Here is an 18,895-nt window from a genome sequence, read left to right as displayed (position 1 = left end):
GTCTCAAGGGAACTTTTCGATAAAGTGATATTACCCTAGCCATCACATGGCATTCGTCCACTGGTGCAACAATTTGCACACTTCGGAGCAATACGCATGGACGCTGTACCTTCGGTCCGCAAGATCGCCATCTTGGGCGGCGGCGTTTCCGCCGTCACCACCGCCTTTCGTATTACTAATGAGCCCAACTGGCAGGACCGTTATCAGATCACCCTGTACCAGCAGGGCTGGCGTCTCGGCGGCAAGGGCGCCAGCGGGCGCAATGCGACTGACCACCAGCGCATCGAAGAACATGGCATCCATGTCTGGTTCGGCTTCTACTACAACGCCTTCCACAGCCTGAGGCAGTGCTACGAGGAACTGGACCGGCCTGCTGGCGCGCCCCTGGCGACCCTCGACGAGGCCTTCTTCCCGCATTCCCACACCGCCTTCGCCGACGACTTCCAGAATCAGTGGAGCACCTGGCCCATCGATACCCTGGCGCTGCCCGGCAAGCCCGGCGAAGGCTGGAATCCCAAGCCCTTCATGGCCGCCCTCGGCGACCTGCTGGAGTGGTTGCTGCGACTGGGCGAGGTGGACGACACCCCGGCTGCCGCGCCGAGTGGCCTGTTCGCCCGGCTGCGTGCGCACTGCCGGGAAGAATTGCAGGAGCTGGCCCTCAAAGAGGCGGAGCACCAGCTGCAGCAGGCCCGCACGGCGCTGCCCGACGGCGTCGACCATCCCGTGCTGCTGGCGTTGCTGAGCAGTCTCCGCGGCCTGCTCGGCGACATCCTGCACGACCGCAGCCAGACCCACGTCAAGGCCCATCGGCTGTGGCTGCTGATGGATTTCGGCCTGACCGTGCTGATCGGCATGCTCGCCGACGAGGTCTATGCCAAGGGCTTCGCGGTGCTCAATGGGGAAACCTTCCAGGCCTGGCTGAACCGTCACGGCGCCAGCGCCGCGACCCTGGAGGGCGCGGTGCTCAAGTCGCTGCATGGCGGCATCTTCGCCTATCGCGACGGCGACCTCGCCCAGCCCGACGTCGAGGCGGGCACCGTGTTGCGCGCCGCCCTGCTGGCGCTGACCACGGCCAAGGGTTCCTTCATCTGGCGCATGCAGGCCGGCATGGGCGATGTGGTCTTCGCGCCCTACTACGAGGTGCTCGCCCGCCGCGGGGTGGACTTCCGCTTCTTCCACCAGGTCACCGCCATCGAAGCCGCCGACGACGGTCAGGGGCCGCGGGTGACACGCCTGCAGATCCAGCGCCAGGTCACGCTCAAGGGCGCCGCCTACCAACCGCTGGTGGACGTCAAGGGCCTGCCCTGCTGGCCTTCGGCGCCGCTGTACGACCAGCTCGACGACCAGGTCGCCCGGGACCTGCAGGAGGGCCAGATCAACCTGGAATCCAACTGGAGCGGCTGGCAGGGTGTCGAGCAGCTGGAGCTGCAGGTCGATCGCGACTTCGACGAGGTGGTGCTGGGGATCTCCGTGGCCGGCCTGGCCGACCTCGCCCCCAGCCTGTGCGCCCTGGACCCGGCGTTCGCGCGCATGACCCGCCAGGTGGCCACCGTCGCCACCCAGGCGGTACAGCTCTGGCAGAACCGCGACGCCTGGCAACTGGGCTGGAGCGGCTCGCCCGAGGGTGGCCAGGCTCCCGAACTGCTGGGCTTCGCCGCCCAGGCGATGGACTCCTGGGCCGACGTCAGCTACCTGGTGGACCGCGAAGACTGGTCGAGCGGCACGCCGCCGGCGGACATCAGCTATTTCTGTGGCGTTCTCGCCGCCGCGGCCGCCCCGCCCATCGGCAAAAAGGATGACTATCCGCAGCAAGAGGCCGCCAAGGTGAAGCAGGCCTTCCTCGACCTCATGAACGCCAGACTGGGCGCCTACTGGCCCCAGGCCGTGACCGCGACGGGCTATCGCTGGGACTTCCTGCTGGCACCCGCCGAGGTGCAGGGCCCGGCGCGCTTCGACCATCAGTACTGGCGCGCCAACGTCGATCCCAGCGAGCGCTATGTACAGAGCGTGGCCGGCAGCAGCCGTTATCGCCTGGCCACCGACGGCAGCGTCTGCCGCAACCTCTACCTGACCGGCGACTGGATCGACAACGGCTTCAACATGGGCTGCGTGGAGTCGGCGACCCTATCCGGCCTGCAGACCGCGCGTGCCCTGCTCGGCCACGACGAGGTCCTGCCCGGCGAGGACGCCTTCCAGTAGCGCCACCGCCTGGGCCGCTGCGCGCTCGGCGCTGCGGCCCTCGGCAGGCGGATAGCAAGGCTCGCTGCCGTCCAGGTAATCCAGCAGCTCGGGCGCCTGGTTCCAGACCGCGGCCTCGCTGTAGAGGCGAGGCAATTCCAGCCGAATCCAGCCGTCCATGAGGCGCACGCCCAGTTCCTCGATACCCAGGCCGTGACCCTCGATCACCTCGCGATCCGCGTCGGTGAGGGGATAGTGCGGCGGATAGAAGTCGGCCAGGCTGACCAGCAACTTGACCGAGAAGCCGCGCGGATCGGCCAGCAGCGCACCCAGCTCGGCGAACAGCGTCGCCTCTTCCACCAACGCCTGGGCGAACATCAGTCGGTAGAGGGTGATGTTGAGAAACAGCCGACCCACCGCGTTCTCGGCGCGCGCATCCGCCTGGTGCAGGGCGAAACCGGCCAGGATGGAGGCGTTGTGCGCCCGATACCAATGACGCGGGGTGGGATCGGCGATGAAGGTCAGCCAGCAGCGCGTCGGATAGGGCGCCTGGTCACCGGGCAGCCCATGCTGCGCCAGGCAGCCGGCCAGCTCGGCCAGATAGATGAAGTGCAGATTGACGTTGCGCCACCAGGCGCTGCCGGTCACGGGATCCAGGACACCGGCCTGGATTTCCCAGTCGAGAAAGGCCAGCTCCGAGTCGCCATAGCTCAGGCCGTCGTTGTCGGCATCGCCAAAGCTCTTGTAGAAGTCTTCGCGGACCGCCCGCCGCCGGGCCGGGACGTTCTCGATCTGGCGACAGAGCTCGGTGGTCGCCGCGACGGCGTCTTCATAGGTGTACATGCCTTCCCTGCCTTGAGTGTCGAAATCCCGCACGATCATGGCGCAATGGCATCAGCGGCTTCCACGCGCAATAGGCTGAACGCACTAGAAGAGCGCTCCAGTGGCGGTCCCTCGTGTCGCCAGTCCCCCTTGAGCGGATCGCCGCCCCGGGCGATCACCACGACCGCTCGGATCCGTCGATGATCGGACAGCTTGCGCTGGGCCAGCATGGCGTCGCGGTCATCCAGCCGCACCCGGCGGGGCAAATCGGCCACCCGCAACCGCCGTACCGCGAGCGGCGGGCCGGGCTGATCCACCGCCAGCGCCAGCACGAAGACACTGTCCTCGGGCCGCACCCGCTGCGCCACCACGGGCGCCAGACTGACCTCTACGTCCAGCCCCGGCGTGGTCAGCGCCTGACCGGCGGCCCGCGCCGCCGCCTCCGACCGGGCGACGCCCTGGGCGAGGGTGCCGCGCAGGGGATCCGTCGGCGGCAGCACGGCGACCAGGCGCTGCCAGTAGCCTGCCGCCTTGGCGTAGGCCCCGCGTTCGTAGGCGGCCATGCCCAGCAGGCCCAGGGTGGTGGGCTCGCCGGGATTGGCGGCCAGGGCTTCGTCGGCCAGGGCCTGGGTGCGGGCATCCAGCTGGCGCCCGGCGGCGAAGAAACGGGCCTGGGCCAGTTGCCCGAGGACCTCCGCGCGCCGGCCATCGCGCTGGATGACCTGCTCGAAGGCGGCCGCGGCATCCCTGTAGCGACCCAGGCCGGCATAGGCCCGTGCCAGCAGATACCAGTTGTCGGTCGCCTGGGGTTGCAGCCGCGTCGCTGCTTCTAGATCAGCCAGCAGCGCCTGGGGCGAAGCCGGCGCCATGGCGAGGCGCTGACTCAGCTGCAGCGCCGGCCAGGCGCCAAGCAGCAGATAGAGTCCCAGGGCCAGGACCGGGCCGCCCAGGGCGACCGCGATACCCAAGCGCCGGCCGTGGCGCAGTGGCGAAGAACCCTCCGCGGGACTGTCGGCGAGCAGGCTGCGGCCGGCCTCGGCTTCGGCCAGCGCCAGCGCCTGGGCGTCCAGTTCCCCCCGTGCGGCCCGTGCCCGGGCCTCGGCCAGGCGTTCCTGATAGAGCGCGCGATTGAGCACCGCCCGCTGATCCGCCATGACACGTCCACCGCGCAGCAGCGGCACCAGCAGGATCAGCACCGCCAGGATCAGCAACAGCCCTGCCAGCCCCCAGAAGGTCAGCATCTTGGCTCCTCCTCCTGCGCCTGCAGCGCGGCCAGTCGCTGGCGCTCGGCGTCGCTCAGCGTAGGCTCCGGGCGGCGCCGCCGCGTCAGGACCAGCAATAATCCGGCGCCACCCAGCAGACCCAGACCGGGCAGCAGCCAGAGCAGCAGGGTGCGCCCCTCGAAGGGCGGCCGATAGCGGATGAATTCGCCGTAGCGCTGCTCCAGGTGGGCGATGATCTCGTCATCGCTCTGCCCGGTCGCCATCAGGCGCTGGATCTCGCGGCGCAGATCGCCGGCGATGGGCGCATTGGAATCGGCCAGGTCCTGGTTCTGGCACTTCGGACAGCGCAGTTCGCGAGTCAGCGCCTGGAAGCGCGCGCGTTCGGCGTCGTCGCGAAAGCCATAGGGATCGATGGCCGCCTGGCTCAGGGTCGACCAGATCAGCAGCATCAGCAGCCAGCCCAGCCTCATGGCGTCGCCACCAGGGCCTGGTAGCGCGGCCCGAGCTCTTCGTCCCAGACGCGCTGATCGATCACCCCGACATGGCGATAACGCACCACGCCGCGGGCATCGACGAGAAAGGTTTCCGGCGCGCCATAGACACCCAGGTCCAGACCCAGCCGGCCTTCGTCGTCACGGATATCGAGCTGGTAGGGGTCGTGGAATTCCGCCAGCCAGCGGCGGGCGCTGGCCTGGTCGTCCTTGTAGTTGATGCCGTGGATCACCACGCCCGCGGCCTTGAGTCGCGTGAGCAGCGGATGCTCTTCCCGGCAGGCCACGCACCAGGTGCCCCAGACATTGACCAGCGCCGGGCGGCCGAGCAGATCCTGCCGGGTGAACAGTCGCTCATCCTGCACACCTGGCAATGAAAACGCTGGAAAGGGTTGGCCGACCAGCGCCGACGGCAGGGCCTGGGGATCGCGATAGAGTCCGCGAAAGAGCAAGCCGGCCAGCACCAGAAAGGCCAGCAGCGGCAGGCAGAGCAACAGGCGACGGCGCATCAGCGGGACTCCGCGGCAGAGGCAGGGGAAGACGACCGCCGGCGGCGATAGCGTGGATCGGCCAGGGCCAGCAGGCCACCCAGGGCGGTGAGCAGGCCACCCAGCCAGATCAGCCGGACGAAGGGCTTGATCTGCAGGCGCACGGCCCAGGCGCCCTGCCCCAGCGGCTCGCCGAGGGCCACATAGAGATCGCGGGTCAGGCCGGCGTCGATGGCGGCTTCGGTCATCACCGCGCCACTGGCCAGATAGCGGCGTTTTTCCGGGGTCAGCAGGGCCACCACCCGCCCCTCGCGCTCGACCTGCAGCAGGGCGCGTTCGGCGGTGAAGTTGGGCCCCTCGTAGTGCTGGGTGCCGGCGAAGCCGAAGCGATAGCCCTGGAGTTCGACGTGCTCGCCCGGCGCCAGGCGCAGATCGCGTTGCACATCCAGCTGGCTGGCCAGCACCACGCCCAGGGCCAGCACCGCCAGCCCCAGGTGGGCCAGGTGCATGCCCCAGTAGCTGCGCGGCTGACTGCGCAGGCCGCGGCGCCAGCCCAGCGTCGCCACCTTGCCCAGCGCATCGCGCAGCGCGGTCAGCAGGATCCAGGCCGCCAGCGCCAGCACCGCCAGGATCGCCGCCCGGGGCTGGTCCAGCCACCAGCCGGCCAGCCCCGCCAGCAGGGCGCAAGCCAGCAGGACGGGCGCCAGCAGGCGCACCAGCCAGCGACCCGGACTGCTTTTCCAGCGCACCAGCACCCCGACGCCCAGGGCCAGCATCAGCAGCGCCATCAGCGGCACGAACAACAGGTCGAAATACGGCGGCCCCACCGACAGCTTGGCGCCGGTCAGGCTGTCGATGATCAGGGGATAGAGGGTGCCGAGCAGGACCGTGGCGGCGGCGGTCACCAGGATCAGGTTGTTGACCAGCAGCAGCGCCTCGCGCGAGGCCAGGCCGAAGGGGGCCGAGCCGCTGAGCGCCGGCGCGCGCCAGGCGAACAGCGCCAGGGAGCCGCCGACCACCACCAGCAGGAAGGCCAGGATGAAGACACCGCGGGTGGGATCGCTGGCGAAGGCATGCACCGAGGTCAGCACCCCCGAGCGCACCAGAAAGGTCCCCAGCAGGCTGAGGGAAAAGGCGGCGATGGCCAGCAGCACCGTCCAGCCCTTGAACAGGCCGCGCTTCTCGGTCACCGCCAGGGAATGCAGGAGCGCCGTGCCCACCAGCCAGGGCATGAAGGAGGCGTTTTCCACCGGATCCCAGAACCACCAGCCGCCCCAGCCCAGTTCGTAATAGGCCCACCAGGAGCCGAGCACGATGCCGCAGCCGAGAAAGGCCCAGGCGAGCAGCGTCCAGGGCCGTGCCCAGCGCGCCCAGGCCGCGTCCAGCCGACCTTCCAGCAGCGCTGCCAGGGCGAAGGCGAAGGCCACCGAGAAGCCGACGTAGCCCATGTAGAGCATGGGCGGATGCAGGATCAGCCCCGGGTCCTGCAGCAGCGGATTGAGGTCGTTGCCCTCCCGCGGAAATTGCGGCAGCAGGCGCGCGAAGGGATTGGAGGTGGCGACCAGAAAGGTCAGGAATCCCGTGGCCACCAGCCCGAGGATGCCCAGCACCCGCGCCAGCAGCGCCTGGGGCAAGGATCGCGAACAGCGCGCCACCGCCAGACCCCAGCCCGCCAGGATCAGCGCCCAGAGCAGCAGCGACCCCTCGTGGGCGCCCCAGGTGGCGCTGACCCTGTAGTACCAGGGCAGGCGACTGTTGGAATTGGCCGCCACATAGGCCACCGAGAAGTCGTCCTGCAGAAAGGCCCAGGTCAGGGCGGCGAAGGACAGCGCCAGGAACAGCCACTGGCCGAAGGCGGCCGGGCGCGCCAGGCGCATCCAGTCGGCCTGGCCGCGCCAGGCGCCCAGCAGCGGCAGGGTGCCCTGCACCAGGGCCATGGCGAGCGCCAGCAGCAGGCAGAGTTGCCCGAGCTCCGGGATCATGGCGCCGGCCTCGCGCCGTCCAGCGGCCGTCCGGCCTGGCGCAGCGCCTGGCTCACTTCGGGCGGCATGTATTTCTCGTCGTGCTTGGCGAGGATCTGATCGGCCACCAGGCGCCCCTGGTCGTCGAGTCGGCCCAGGGCCACCACGCCCTGCCCCTCACGGAACAGATCCGGCAGGATGCCGGCATAGTTCACCCGCACCTCCTGCTGGAAGTCGGTGATGACGAAGCTCACCGCCAGGGAATCCGCGGCGCGCACCAGGCTGCCCTTCTCCACCATGCCGCCGGCGCGGATGCGGGTGGCGGGCGGCGCCTCGCCCCGGGCGATCTGGCTCGGCGTATAGAAGAGGTTGATGTTCTGCTGCAGAGCGCTGAGGGCCAGCGCCGCCGCGCCCCCTACGCCCAGCAACAGCAGCAGGATCCACAGCAGCCGACGACGGCGGACCGGATTCATGGCCGCCGCTCCCGCTGCCAGCGCTGGCGCAACTCCCGCGCCAGGCGCCGTCGCGCCTGCCAGCCGTGCAGCAGCAGGCCGCCGAGGATGACCAGGGTCAGGCCAAAGGCCGGCCAGACATAGAGACCGTGACGGCCCATGCCGAGAACCTGCGCCCATTCCACGCCGCTCACGCGCCCTCCTCGCCCAGCTCCAGGCGTACCCAGCGGCTGCGCCACTCGCGCCTGAGCACCTCCAGGCGCATCCGCTGCAGCAGCACACCGGCAAAGAACAGATAGAACGCCAGCACCATGACCAGCAGCGGCAGCCACATGGCGGCGGGCATCGGTGGACGCTCCACCAGGCTGAAGGTGGCCGGCTGGTGCAGGGTGCTCCACCACTCCACCGAATACTTGATGATCGGCAGATTGACCGAGCCCACCAGGGCCAGGATGGCGCAGGCGCGGGCGGCGCTCTCGCGATGCTCGATGGCCTGCCCCAGGGCGATCACGCCCAGATAGAGAAACAGCAGCACCAGCATCGAGGTGAGCCGGGCGTCCCAGATCCACCAGGTGCCCCAGGTGGGAATGCCCCACAGCGACCCCGTGGCCAGGGCGATCACCGTCATCCAGGCGCCGATCGGCGCGGCCGCGCGCAGGGCCACGTCGGCCAGCTTGAGGCGCCAGACCAGGCCGATGGCCCCGGTGACCGCCAGCAGCAGATAGCAGGACTGCGCCAGAAAGGCCGCCGGCACATGCACATAGATGATGCGGAAGCTGTCGCCCTGCTGGTAGTCCGGCGGCGCCAGGAACAGCCCCCAGACCAGGCCGACGGCCAGCAGCAGTCCGGCCAGCGCCAGGCAGGGCCCCTGCAGGCGACCGGCCAGGCGATAGAAGATGGCGGGAGAGCCCAGGCGGTGCAGCCAGGTCCAGTTCATGTCGTCCTCGTCATTGGGCCGCGCCGATGCGCAGGCCGGCGGCGACCGCCAGGGGCGCCAGGGTCAGGGCCAGCAGGGTCAGGCAACCCAGCCAGAGCAGCAGCCCCGCCACCGGCATGCCAAGACGCGCGGCGTCCAGGGTGCTGGCGCCGAGGATCAGTACCGGGATCTGCAGCGGCAGGTTCAGCAGCGCCAGCAGCAGCCCGCCACGAGCCAGGCCCACGGTGAGGGCCGCGCCAATGGCGCCGATCAGGGTCAGGGCCAGACTGCCCAGGGTCAGGGCCGCCAGGGTCGCCGGCAGGGCCGCGGCGGGCAACCCCAGCATCAGCGCCAGCACCGGCGTCAGGGCCACCAGGCCGAGGCCGGCGAAGCACCAGTGCACCAGCAGCTTGAGCAGGACCAGCAGCGGCAAGGGCTGGGGCGCCAGCAGCCAGAGTTCTAGCGAGCCATCCTGCCAGTCGCGGCGAAACAGGGCTTCCTGGCCGAGCAGCAAGGCCAGCAGCAGCGCGATCCACAGGAGGCCTGGCGCCAGCGCGGCCAGCTGCTGGCTATCGGGGCCCAGGGCCAGGGGAAAGAGGGTCACCACCAGGGCATGGAAGGCCAGCGGCGTGAGCCACAGCGCCGGACGGCGACAGGCCAGGCGCCCTTCGCGCCGGAGGAAGGCCAGCCAGGCGCCGCTCATCGGCCACCGTCCAGCCAGAGCAGCCGATGACGCTCGGGGACGACCTCCAGCTCGCGGTGGCTGGTCAGCACCAGGCCGCCGCCTGCGGCGCAATGGGCGCGCAGGCGCTCTTCCAGCTGCGTGCAGGTGATGGCGTCGAGGGCGGTGAAGGGTTCGTCCAGCAGCCAGAGCCGCGGCGGTTCGGGCAACTGCAGCCGGGCCAGGGCAACGCGGCGGCGCTGGCCGGCCGACAGCTGCCCGCAGGGCTCGTCCGCCCAGTCGGCCAGCCCCACCGCCGCCAGCGCAGCCCGGCAGGCTTCCCGGCTGGTCGGGCGCCACAGACTGGCCAGGCTGTGAAGATTTTCCGCCGCGGTCAGCCCCTCGGCGATGCCGGGCGCATGACCCAGCCAGAGCAGTTCGGCCGCGGCCGGTCGGCGCACCCTACCCGCATCCGCTGGCAGCAGTCCCGCCAGGATGCGCAGCAGGCTGGTCTTGCCACTGCCGTTGACGCCGCCGATCTGCAGCGACTCGCCCGCCGCCACGCTCAGACTCAGGTCGTCGAACAGCAGGCGACCGCCCCGTTCGCAACGGAGCGCGACGGCGTCGAGCAGGGGCTGATTCAAGACAGGGGATCTCACGGCACTAAAGTCGGTCGGGCGCTGGCCGTTAACCCGGCACACGCCCTTTAAGGCGCGCCATTATACACAGGCGATTCCACCGGACCTGCCCGATGACTTCCATCTCCGCGATCCAACCCAGCGTCGGCGTCACGCCCGCCCTGCCCGTCCGGGCCGCGGCGGCGCAGGCGTCGGACGCGGGGGCGCAGATCCTGCAGGCCCTGCAATCCCTCGACGACCTGATTCCGCCCGGCAGCACGGCCACCGCCGAGGTACTCGCCACTCGTCCGGCCGGCCAGAGCTTCCAGTTCCTGCTGCAACTGCAGCTGGCCGAGGGCGGCAGCGTCCTGCTCACCACCCAGAGTCCGACCAACAACCTGCCGGTGGGCAGCCAGCTGCTGGTGAGCACCCTCGGCTCCACCCAGCTGGCGGTGCTGCTGCAGAGCCTGGAGGGCGACGCACCACCGCCGCCGCTGCAGCAACTGGATCTGCGCCAGCTGCCGGTGGGCACGACCCTGCAATTGCGGGTGCTGAGCAGCCTGCTGCAACAGCCACCCGGCGCGACGCCCACCTACGAGGTGATCGCCAAGGCCTTGAGTTCCAGTCTCGAAGGTCGCCAGCTCAAGCTGGAATCGCCCCGCCCGGTCCCGGTGGGCAGTCTGCTGACCGTGGTGATCAAGGACAGCCAGGAGGTCACGGTACTGCCCATGGCGCAGCGCCTCGACCAGCTCGACATCGATCGCCAGCTGCAGGGCCAGGGGCAGCGCCAGCTGTCGATGAATGCCCTGCTGCAATGGCTGGAGGACGTTCCCGAGGCTGAGCTGCCGCCGTCGGTGGGCGCGGCGCTCAAGTCCCTGCTGGCCAATCTGGAAACCACCGAGGCCCTGGGCACGCCCCAGGGCTGGGCTCGCGCCCTGGCGCGCAGTGGCCTGCAACTGGAGCAGCAATTGCTGGATCGCGGCGGTCCCGATCTCCAGGAAGACTTCAAGGCCAACCTGCTGCGCCTGGTGGATCGCCTGCTGGCCAGCGTACCGGGCGAGGCCCTGCGCAATCCCCAGGTCGCGATCCAGACCGCCCAGCAGAATCTGCCCGATGCCCTGCGTCGGGCGCTGGGGGACGCCGCCACCGCCAGTCGCCAGCCCACCGCCCTGGACTTTCCCCTGGGCGAACGCGATGGTCGCGGCCTCAGTGCCGCCAATGCCGAACTCGACGAATTGCTGCAACTGGCCACGGGCGTTATCGCCCGCCTGCAGACCCACCAGCTGGCCAGCCTGGCCCAGACCCAGGTCCTGCCCGATGGCTACTACCTCTCCACCTGGCAGACCGAGATTCCCTGGCGCGATGGCGAGCGCCTCGGTGCGGTGCAGGTGCGCTTCCAGGAAGAACGACCGCCGCCGGATAACCGTGGTGAAGCCCGCGACAGCCTGTGGAAGGTGGAACTGGCCTTCGACCTGGCCCCGCTCGGGCCGCTGCAGGTGCGGGCGCAACTGGCCAGCGGCCGGCTGTCGAGCGAATTCTGGGCGGAAAAAGGCGCCACCGCGACGCTGATCGATATCGAATTACCCCATCTGCGCGAGCGCCTGCTGGCGGCCGGCTTCGTGGTCGGCGACCTCAGCAGTCGCCAGGGCCGTCCCGCACGCCATCCGCGCACCACCCTCGAACAACGCTGGATCGACGACACCGCATGAGCACACCCACCGCCCGCCAGGCCATCGCGCTGTCCTATGACGGCAGCAGCGCCCCCATCCTCTCCGCCAAGGGCGATGCCGAACTGGCCGAACTCATCCTGGCCACGGCCCGGGAGCACGAGGTGCCCATCTACGAGAACGCCGACCTGGTGCGGATCCTGGCGCGCCTGGAACTGGGCGCGGAGATCCCCGAGGCGCTCTATCGCACCCTGGCCGAGATCATCGCCTTCGCCTGGCACCTCAAGGGCAAATGCCCGGCGCACCTGGCCGACCAGCCGGATCTGTCCTCGGGGTGGGAGCGGATGCCGTAGGATTGGATACCGGCGCAGCCCTATCTGCTTCGGAACAGGCCAGTGGAAAACGCTGCGTGGTTTTCCACGCTACGCAACTGGCGCAGGGTGGGAGCGGATGCCGTAGGTTGCGGTTGAGCGTAGCGAAGCCCAACAGCCAGGCTTCGGAAGCCCGGTGAATCCCGCCCAGACCCCGGCAGCGTTGGGCTCCAGTGACCCCGCCATAAACCATCGCCTTCGCCTGGCACCTCAAGGGCGAATGCCCGACGCAACCTTATCCACCGCGGAACAGGCCAGTGGAAAACGCTGCGCGGTTTTCCACGCTACGGAGCTGACGTCGGGGCGAGAGCGGATGCCGTAGGTTGCGGTTGAGCGCAGCGAAGCCCAACAGCCGAGCCTCAGCGGCCCAGCTAACTCCGCCCAGACACCGGCAGCGTTGGGTTTCAGCGACCCTGCAACGAATGCCCGACGGCGCCCTTCTCGGCCACCTTGGCGGCGTCCCACAAGGCATCCATCTCTTCCAGGCTGGCTTCCTGGGGCGCTCTGCCCTGGGCCTTCAGGCCTTCTTCGATATAGCGAAAGCGCCGTTCGAACTTGGCATTGGCCTGGCGCAGGGCATCTTCCGCATCGACCTGCAGGTGCCTCGCCAGATTGACCATCACGAACAGCAGATCACCGACCTCTTCCGCCACCTGGGCAGCCTGGCCGTTGGCCATGGCCTCGCGCACCTCGTCCAGTTCCTCCTGGATCTTGGCCACCACCGGCGTGGCATCGGCCCAGTCGAAGCCGACATTGGCCGCACGCTTCTGCAGCTTGGCCGCACGACTCAGGGCCGGCAGCGCGGCCGGCACGTCGTCCAGCAGCGACAGCTGCTCCGGCGCCGCGGCCTTTTCCGCGCGCTCCTCGGCCTTGATCTCTTCCCAGCGGCGCTTGATGGTCGCCTCGTCCAGCCGCGGCAGGTCCAGCGGGCCATGCAGGTCGCCATCGGGAAAGACATGGGGATGGCGCCGCACCAGCTTGCGGGTGATGCCATCCACCACCTGGGCGAAGTCGAAATGGCCATCCTCGCGACTCAGCTGGCTGTAGTAGACGACCTGGAACAGCAGGTCGCCCAGCTCGTCGCGCAACTGGGGGAAATCCCGCTTGGCGATGGCGTCGGCGACCTCGTAGGCCTCTTCCAGGGTGTGGGGCACGATGCTGGCGTAGTCCTGGCGCAGATCCCAGGGGCAGCCGTGGCGGGGATCGCGCAGCCGGGCCATGAGGTGCAGCAGGTCGTCGAGCTGGTACATGGGTGAATCCTGTCGCTGGAAAAAGAACGAGGCGCCAGAGGCGCCTCGCGGGGTCGTCGTCACGCCACTCAGGCGGCGCGGTTACGCCGGGCTTCGATGATGTTGGGCAGCTGGGAGATACGTCCGAGCAGGCGCCCAAGGGCGTCCAGGCCGGGGATCTCGATGGTCAGCAGCATGTTGGCGGTGTTTTCCTCGCGGTTGGAGCGGGTATTCACCGCCAGCACGTTGATCCGCTCGTTGAGCAGGATCTGCGAGACATCGCGCAGCAGACCGGAACGGTCGAAGGCCTTGATCACGATGTCGACCGGATAGGTCTGCACCGGCACCGGGCCCCAGCTCACCTGGATGGTCCGTTCCGGCTCGCGACTGGCCAGCTGCAGGGCGTTGGCGCAATCCTGCCGGTGGATGGTCACGCCACGGCCGAGGGTGATGTAGCCGACGATGGCATCGCCCGGCACCGGCTGGCAGCAGCCGGCGATCTGGGTGAGCAGGTTGCCCACGCCCTGGATCTGCACGTCGCCACGCTTGCCCGGCTTGTTGGTGGGCTTGCGCGGTAGCAGATCGAGGGTATCCAGGCCCTTGTCCGGCTCCACCAGCTGCTGGGCGGCGTGCATCACATGGGCCAGGCGCAGATCGCCGGCGCCCAGGGCCGCCAGCATGTCCTCGGAGGCCTTGTAGTTGACCTTCTCGGCCAGGGTGTTGAAGTCCACCGGGGGCAGTGCCAGGCGCGACAGCTCGCGCTCGACCATGGCCTTGCCGGCGGCCACGTTCTGGTCGCGCGCCTGGAACTTGAACCAGTGGACGATCTTGGCCCGGGCCCGCGAGGTATTGACGTAGCCGAGGTTGGGGTTGAGCCAGTCGCGGCTGGGCGAGCCCTGCTTGCCGGTGATGATCTCCACCTGCTCGCCGGTCTGCAGCTGGTAGTTCAGCGGCACGATGCGGCCGTTGATCTTGGCCCCGCGGCAGTTGTGGCCGATCTCGGTATGCACCCGATAGGCGAAGTCCAGCGGCGTCGCTCCCTTGGGCAGGTCGATGGCGTGGCCGTCGGGGGTGAAGACATAGACCCGGTCCGGCTCGATGTCGACCCGCAGCTGATCCGCGAGACCGCCGATGTCGCCCAGTTCCTCGTGCCACTCCAGCACCTGGCGCAGCCAGGAGATCTTTTCCTCGTAGTGGTTGGAGGCCGACTTGACGTCGGTGCCCTTGTAGCGCCAGTGGGCGCAGACCCCCAGTTCGGCCTCTTCGTGCATGGCGTGGGTGCGGATCTGCACCTCCAGCACCTTGCCTTCCGGACCGATCACCGCCGTGTGCAGGGAACGGTAGCCGTTCTCCTTGGGATTGGCGATATAGTCGTCGAACTCGCGGGGAATGTGCCGCCAGAGGGTATGCACGATGCCCAGCGCGGTATAGCAGTCACGCACCTCGGGCACCAGCACCCGCACCGCGCGCACGTCGTAGATCTGGCTGAATTCCAGGCCCTTGCGCTGCATCTTCCGCCAGATGGAATAGATGTGCTTGGCGCGCCCGCTGATGTCGGACTTGATGCCGGTGGCGGTGAGTTCGTCACGCAGCTGCTGCATGACGTCGGCGATGTACTGCTCGCGATCCAGCCGCCGCTCATGCAGCAGGGTCGCGATCTGCTTGTACTGCTGGGGCTCCAGGTAGCGGAAGGACAGGTCCTCCAGCTCCCACTTGATATGGCCGATACCCAGGCGGTGGGCCAGGGGCGCATAGATGTCGGCGACCTCGCGGGCCACCCGGTTGCGGCGCTCCTCGGTGGCGTTCTTGACCGCGCGGATGGCGCAGGTGCGCTCGGCCAGCTTGATCAGGGCCACGCGCACGTCGTCGACCATGGCCACCAGCATGCGGCGCAGGTTGTCGACCTGGGTCTGACTGCCCAGCACCATGGACTTGCGCGGATTGAGACTCTCGCTGATCGCCGCCATGCGCAGCACGCCTTCGATCAGCTTGGCCACCACCGGCCCGAAATGCTCGGCCGCCGACTCCAGGGTCGCCTTGCCCTCGCGCACCGCCCGATAGACGATGGCGGCGATCAGGCTGTCCTGATCCAGCTTGAGGTCGGCCAGGATCTCGGCCATCTGCAGGCCGGTGTGGAAACTGGAAGTCCCCTCCGCCCAGGTGTGCTCGACCTGCCCGGAATTCTCTTCCGCCGTGCGGGCGAAGCCGCAGGCATCCAGCAAGGTCTCGCGATCGAGATTCGGATCCACGCTCTGGATGTGATCCAGCCAGGCGTGGAGGTTGATGCTGCCATCGACGTTGACTGGCTGATGCGCTCTGACCTGTACCATCTACCCCTTCCTCACGGCGTAGCCTTCTCGCCGGATTGGCTCGCATCGGTTGGCGAGCCGTCGTTACCCGGGCATCCTGCCCGCTTCGAACAGCACCATGGCTTCCACATGGGCGGTCTGCGGGAACATGTCGAGAATGCCCGCTCTTGTCATGCGATAGCCCTGTCGGACCAGCTCTCCGGCATCCCGTGCCAGGGTGGCCGGATTGCAGGAGACATAGACCAGCCGCCCGATACCCAGGCTCCTGAGCTGCCGGACCACTTCCAGCGCACCGTCGCGCGGCGGATCCAGCAGGGCCAGCGAATGGCTGCCCAGATCGGCGGGTAGCGGGTTCGACAGGTCCACCTGTAGAAAGTGCGCGTTGCCGATGCCGTTGTCACGTGCATTTTGTATTGCCCGGGATGTCATCGCCGCGACCCCTTCGATACCGGTGACGGCCGCTGCCTGTCGCGCCAGCGGCAGGGCGAAGTTGCCCAGCCCGGAGAACAGATCGAGCACCCGGTCGTCCGCCGTCGGCGCCAGCCAGTCCAGCGCCTGGGCGACCATGGCCTCGTTGATGGCGGCATTGACCTGGACGAAGTCGCCCGGCTGATAGGCCAGCGTCAGGTCCCAGGCCCCCAGCCGGAAGCCCAGCCTGGCGTCGGCCCGATCCGGCTGCGGCTCACCCTTGCCCTGCCACCAGAGCTGGACGCCAGCCGCCGCGCAGAAGTCGCGCAGGCGTGCCTGGTCGCCCGGCAGCAGCGCCTGGGTATGACGCACCAGCACGGCCGTTGCCGTTCCCTGGAAGAGTTCGACATGACCGATCGCCTGGGGCCGCTCCAGCCCGCTCAGCAGGTCGGGCAGCGCGCGCAGCAGCGGCTGCAGCTCCGGCACCAGCACCAGGCAGTCGTCGGGGGTGACGATGTCCTGGCTGGCCTCGGCGCGAAAACCCACTTCCAGGCGGCCCTGGCGTTCGTCCCAGCGCACCGCGATGCGGGCGCGTCGGCGATAGCCGAATTCGGGACCGACCATGGGCGCGGCCCAGGCCAGCGGCTGCACCCCGGCCAGCCGGCGGAACTGCTCGGCCAGGGCTTCCTGCTTGAGGGTCAGCTGATCGGCATGGGGCAGGTGCTGCAGGGTGCACCCGCCGCAGCGGTCGGCCACGCTGCAGGGCGGTGTACGCCGCAACGGACTGGCCTCGAACACCCTGAGGGTACGGGCCTCGACCACCTGGCTGCGGGCGCCGAGCACCCGCGCCTCGACCTGCTCGCCCGGCAGGGCGCCGGCGACGAACCAGGTCCGCCCGCCTTCGCGCGCGATGCCGCGCCCGTCATGGGACAGCCGCTCGATGCCCAGCAGCTGCCGCTTGCCGGTCGGTACCCCGGTCGCCCGGGCGCCACCGGCCGGTTGGAAACGCAGCCCGCCGCCGCCTCGCTTAGCGCGCGTCATAGACGCCGGTCGACAGGTAGCGATCGCCTCGGTCACAGATGATCGCGACGATCACCGCATTGTCCACTTCCCGGGCGATGCGCAGGGCGCCCGCCACCGAACCACCGGACGACACGCCACAGAAGATGCCTTCTTCCCGCGCCAGGCGGCGCATGGTGTCCTCGGCTTCCTGCTGGCCCATGTCGATGATGCGATCCACGCGGCTGGCCTCGTATATCTTCGGCAGATAGGCCTCCGGCCAGCGGCGGATGCCGGGGATGGCCGCGCCCTCCTCCGGCTGCAGACCAACGATCTGCACCTTGGGATTCTGCTCCTTGAGGTAGCGCGAGGTACCCATGATGGTCCCGGTGGTGCCCATGGAGCTGACGAAATGGGTAATGCTGCCGTGGGTCTGGCGCCAGATTTCCGGCCCGGTCCCCAGGTAGTGGGCCACCGGATTGTCGCCATTGCCGAACTGATCGAGGACCTTGCCGCGGCCTTCGGCCTGCATGCGCGTGGCCAGATCCCGCGCGCCTTCCATGCCGTCTTCCTTGCTCACCAGGATCAGCTCGGCGCCATAGGCGGTCATGGCCGCCTTGCGCTCGGCGCTGGAGTTGTCCGGCATGATCAGGATCATGCGATAGCCCATGATGGCGGCGGCCATCGCCAGGGCGATTCCGGTATTGCCGGAGGTGGCCTCGATCAGGGTATCGCCGGGCTGGATGTCGCCACGGGCCTCGGCCTGGCGGATCATCGACAGCGCCGGGCGGTCCTTGACCGAACCCGCCGGGTTGTTGCCTTCCAGCTTGAGCAGCACGGTACTGCGGGTGTCGCCGGCCAGGCGCTGCAGGCGCACCAGCGGCGTGTTACCGATGCAATCGGCGATGGTGGGATAGTGCAGACTCATGAATCAGCTCGTTCCGCCAGGGGTGAAAGCCCTCCATGATACTCCCAAAGCCACGCCGACCCTACCCGTCCGGCGCCTGGCTAGGGCCGGCGCGTGGCGGCGCCGTCGCTGGCCACCTCCAGGGCGGCGGGCAGACTCAGCGACAGGATGCCCTCCGGACCCAGGTTGGGCTGCACCTGGGGGGTCACCTGCATCCCTGGCAGTCCGCCGAGGCGTTCCGCCAGCCGCCTGGCGGCATCGGGCGCGACCTTGCGGGTCAGGTCCTCGCTACCGGAATACAGCCAGAGCTGCACCGGCCGGGCGCCACCCACGCCCTGGAATTCCTGAGCCCGCTTGAGGATGAAGCCCTGCTGCCAGCCATAGGCGACATCGCTCGCCACGTAGCGCTGGAAGGCCTGCGGCTGCCGATAGAGGGTGTCGAGCACGAAGAGTCCGCCGTAGCCATGGCCCCAGAGGGTCTGGCGATTGGGGTCCACCGGCACGCTCTGGGTCAGCAGTGGCTTGATGCGCTGTTCGATCAGGTCGAGAAAGGCCCGCGAGCCCCCCGCCGGCCAGTCCTTGCGCACGTCGTCGCGCGTGCGGCCATTGCCCACCGCCGGGGTGTAGTCGTAGGTGCGTTCCTGCATGGCGTCCGCAGCATCGGCGTAACCGATAGCCACCAGCACCGGCGCACTCTTCAGTTTATGAGGGGACAGCCAGACATCCTGGAGTTGCGCCAGGGCGGCATCGCCGTCGAGCAGGAACAGCGCGGGATATCCCATCATCGGCGCCGGCTGCTTGGGAATGCCGATATAGACCCGATAGCGGCGCTTGCCGTCCGCCGAGTCGAGCAAATGCGTCTCGAAGCTGTAGTACATCGACCCCCGCTCCACCAGGGTGGTCTTCTTCGGCTCCTGGGCCTGGGTCGACGCCATCCAGCCGGTCCCCAGCAACAGGGCACCCGCCAGCATCAGACTGCAACTCTTCTTCAAAGGATCTCCTCGAACGCGACCGCACCGGAACGACCGGCAGTCCCTACCAGACCGCCGATGGGGTCAATGGTTGTGCACCCCGGCCAGGGACCGTGGCAGCCTTCGCGGATTTTCGCGAATCGGCGCGCCAGGGGGTGCGACCCCTTTCGCAAAGACTCTCTTTACATTTGGTAAAGGGGTTAGACTCGCCAAATTTCCTCGGGG

At 68.8% G+C, this 18,895-nt stretch carries 18 protein-coding genes; 3 read left to right on the top strand and 15 right to left on the bottom strand.

Translation table 11 applies throughout. The features are described 5' to 3' along the window. Window positions 1-96: 96 nt before the first annotated feature. Window positions 97-2,199 (top strand): NAD(P)-binding protein, encoded by a 2,103-nt coding sequence (locus FHR73_RS03130; protein WP_183629521.1) that lies wholly within the window; start codon window positions 97-99, stop codon window positions 2,197-2,199. Here the strand turns inward: FHR73_RS03130 and FHR73_RS03125 are convergent. From FHR73_RS03125 to ccmA, 10 genes are read right to left on the bottom strand one after another with little or no spacing between them, the layout of a single operon-like run. Next, window positions 2,125-3,021, bottom strand: coding sequence for a hypothetical protein (locus tag FHR73_RS03125; RefSeq protein WP_260175587.1), 897 nt, complete (start codon window positions 3,019-3,021; stop codon window positions 2,125-2,127). The two genes, FHR73_RS03130 and FHR73_RS03125, sit on opposite strands and share 75 nt — an antisense overlap. Before the next feature lie 35 nt (window positions 3,022-3,056). Continuing rightward, complete coding sequence (gene ccmI / locus FHR73_RS03120) at window positions 3,057-4,241, bottom strand: c-type cytochrome biogenesis protein CcmI (protein WP_183629517.1); 1,185 nt, start codon at window positions 4,239-4,241, stop codon at window positions 3,057-3,059. After that, on the bottom strand, window positions 4,235-4,693 hold the full coding sequence (locus FHR73_RS03115; protein WP_183629515.1) for a cytochrome c-type biogenesis protein: 459 nt from the start codon (window positions 4,691-4,693) through the stop codon (window positions 4,235-4,237). The genes ccmI and FHR73_RS03115 overlap by 7 nt, the downstream gene beginning before the upstream one ends. Next, window positions 4,690-5,223: a DsbE family thiol:disulfide interchange protein gene (locus FHR73_RS03110; protein ID WP_183629513.1), complete on the bottom strand. Its 534-nt coding sequence runs from the start codon at window positions 5,221-5,223 to the stop codon at window positions 4,690-4,692. Before FHR73_RS03110 ends, FHR73_RS03115 begins: the two co-directional genes overlap by 4 nt. Next, window positions 5,223-7,184 carry a heme lyase CcmF/NrfE family subunit gene (locus tag FHR73_RS03105; RefSeq protein WP_183629511.1) on the bottom strand — a complete coding sequence of 654 codons (1,962 nt, stop codon included), beginning with the start codon at window positions 7,182-7,184 and terminating at the stop codon, window positions 5,223-5,225. The genes FHR73_RS03110 and FHR73_RS03105 overlap by 1 nt, the downstream gene beginning before the upstream one ends. After that, window positions 7,181-7,636, bottom strand: a complete 456-nt coding sequence (gene ccmE, locus FHR73_RS03100; protein ID WP_183629509.1) for a cytochrome c maturation protein CcmE — start codon at window positions 7,634-7,636, stop codon at window positions 7,181-7,183. Before ccmE ends, FHR73_RS03105 begins: the two co-directional genes overlap by 4 nt. Further along, the gene (gene ccmD, locus FHR73_RS03095; RefSeq protein ID WP_183629507.1) at window positions 7,633-7,809 is read right to left on the bottom strand and encodes a heme exporter protein CcmD; all 177 of its coding nucleotides are present in this window, start codon (window positions 7,807-7,809) and stop codon (window positions 7,633-7,635) included. The genes ccmE and ccmD overlap by 4 nt, the downstream gene beginning before the upstream one ends. After that, window positions 7,806-8,552, bottom strand: a complete 747-nt coding sequence (locus FHR73_RS03090) for a heme ABC transporter permease (RefSeq protein ID WP_183629505.1) — start codon at window positions 8,550-8,552, stop codon at window positions 7,806-7,808. Before FHR73_RS03090 ends, ccmD begins: the two co-directional genes overlap by 4 nt. A gap of 10 nt (window positions 8,553-8,562) precedes the next feature. Continuing rightward, complete coding sequence (gene ccmB, locus FHR73_RS03085) at window positions 8,563-9,234, bottom strand: heme exporter protein CcmB (protein ID WP_183629503.1); 672 nt, start codon at window positions 9,232-9,234, stop codon at window positions 8,563-8,565. Further along, a complete protein-coding gene (ccmA, locus tag FHR73_RS03080; RefSeq protein WP_183629501.1) occupies window positions 9,231-9,836 on the bottom strand; it encodes a cytochrome c biogenesis heme-transporting ATPase CcmA in 606 nt (201 codons plus the stop codon). The genes ccmB and ccmA overlap by 4 nt, the downstream gene beginning before the upstream one ends. A 107-nt stretch (window positions 9,837-9,943) precedes the next feature. Between ccmA and FHR73_RS03075 the strand changes: the two genes are divergently transcribed. Beyond that, window positions 9,944-11,518, top strand: coding sequence for a flagellar hook-length control protein FliK (locus tag FHR73_RS03075; RefSeq protein ID WP_183629499.1), 1,575 nt, complete (start codon window positions 9,944-9,946; stop codon window positions 11,516-11,518). Then, window positions 11,515-11,829, top strand: coding sequence for an EscU/YscU/HrcU family type III secretion system export apparatus switch protein (locus FHR73_RS03070; protein WP_183629497.1), 315 nt, complete (start codon window positions 11,515-11,517; stop codon window positions 11,827-11,829). The genes FHR73_RS03075 and FHR73_RS03070 overlap by 4 nt, the downstream gene beginning before the upstream one ends. A gap of 422 nt (window positions 11,830-12,251) precedes the next feature. Here FHR73_RS03070 and mazG read toward each other — a convergent pair whose 3' ends face one another. The 5 genes from mazG to FHR73_RS03045 form a co-directional block, all read right to left on the bottom strand. Beyond that, window positions 12,252-13,097, bottom strand: coding sequence for a nucleoside triphosphate pyrophosphohydrolase (gene mazG, locus FHR73_RS03065; RefSeq protein WP_183629495.1), 846 nt, complete (start codon window positions 13,095-13,097; stop codon window positions 12,252-12,254). A gap of 68 nt (window positions 13,098-13,165) precedes the next feature. Further along, entirely contained in the window at window positions 13,166-15,406 is a 2,241-nt protein-coding gene (relA, locus tag FHR73_RS03060; protein WP_183629493.1) for a GTP diphosphokinase, read from the bottom strand. Window positions 15,407-15,469: 63 nt separating this feature from the next. Next, a complete protein-coding gene (rlmD, locus tag FHR73_RS03055; protein WP_183629491.1) occupies window positions 15,470-16,834 on the bottom strand; it encodes a 23S rRNA (uracil(1939)-C(5))-methyltransferase RlmD in 1,365 nt (454 codons plus the stop codon). Then, entirely contained in the window at window positions 16,821-17,720 is a 900-nt protein-coding gene (cysM, locus tag FHR73_RS03050; protein WP_183629484.1) for a cysteine synthase CysM, read from the bottom strand. The genes rlmD and cysM overlap by 14 nt, the downstream gene beginning before the upstream one ends. 80 nt (window positions 17,721-17,800) lie before the next feature. Next, window positions 17,801-18,691, bottom strand: coding sequence for an alpha/beta hydrolase (locus FHR73_RS03045; RefSeq protein ID WP_183629482.1), 891 nt, complete (start codon window positions 18,689-18,691; stop codon window positions 17,801-17,803). Between the last annotated feature and the right edge of the window lie 204 nt (window positions 18,692-18,895).

It is taken from the genome of Pseudomonas sp. AS2.8, assembly GCF_014190935.1.
In the GTDB taxonomy this organism is placed as follows: Bacteria; Pseudomonadota; Gammaproteobacteria; order Pseudomonadales; family Pseudomonadaceae; genus Chryseomonas.
The sequence above is the reverse complement of the archived record's forward strand: the minus strand, read 5'-3'. Positions and strand labels throughout refer to the sequence as shown.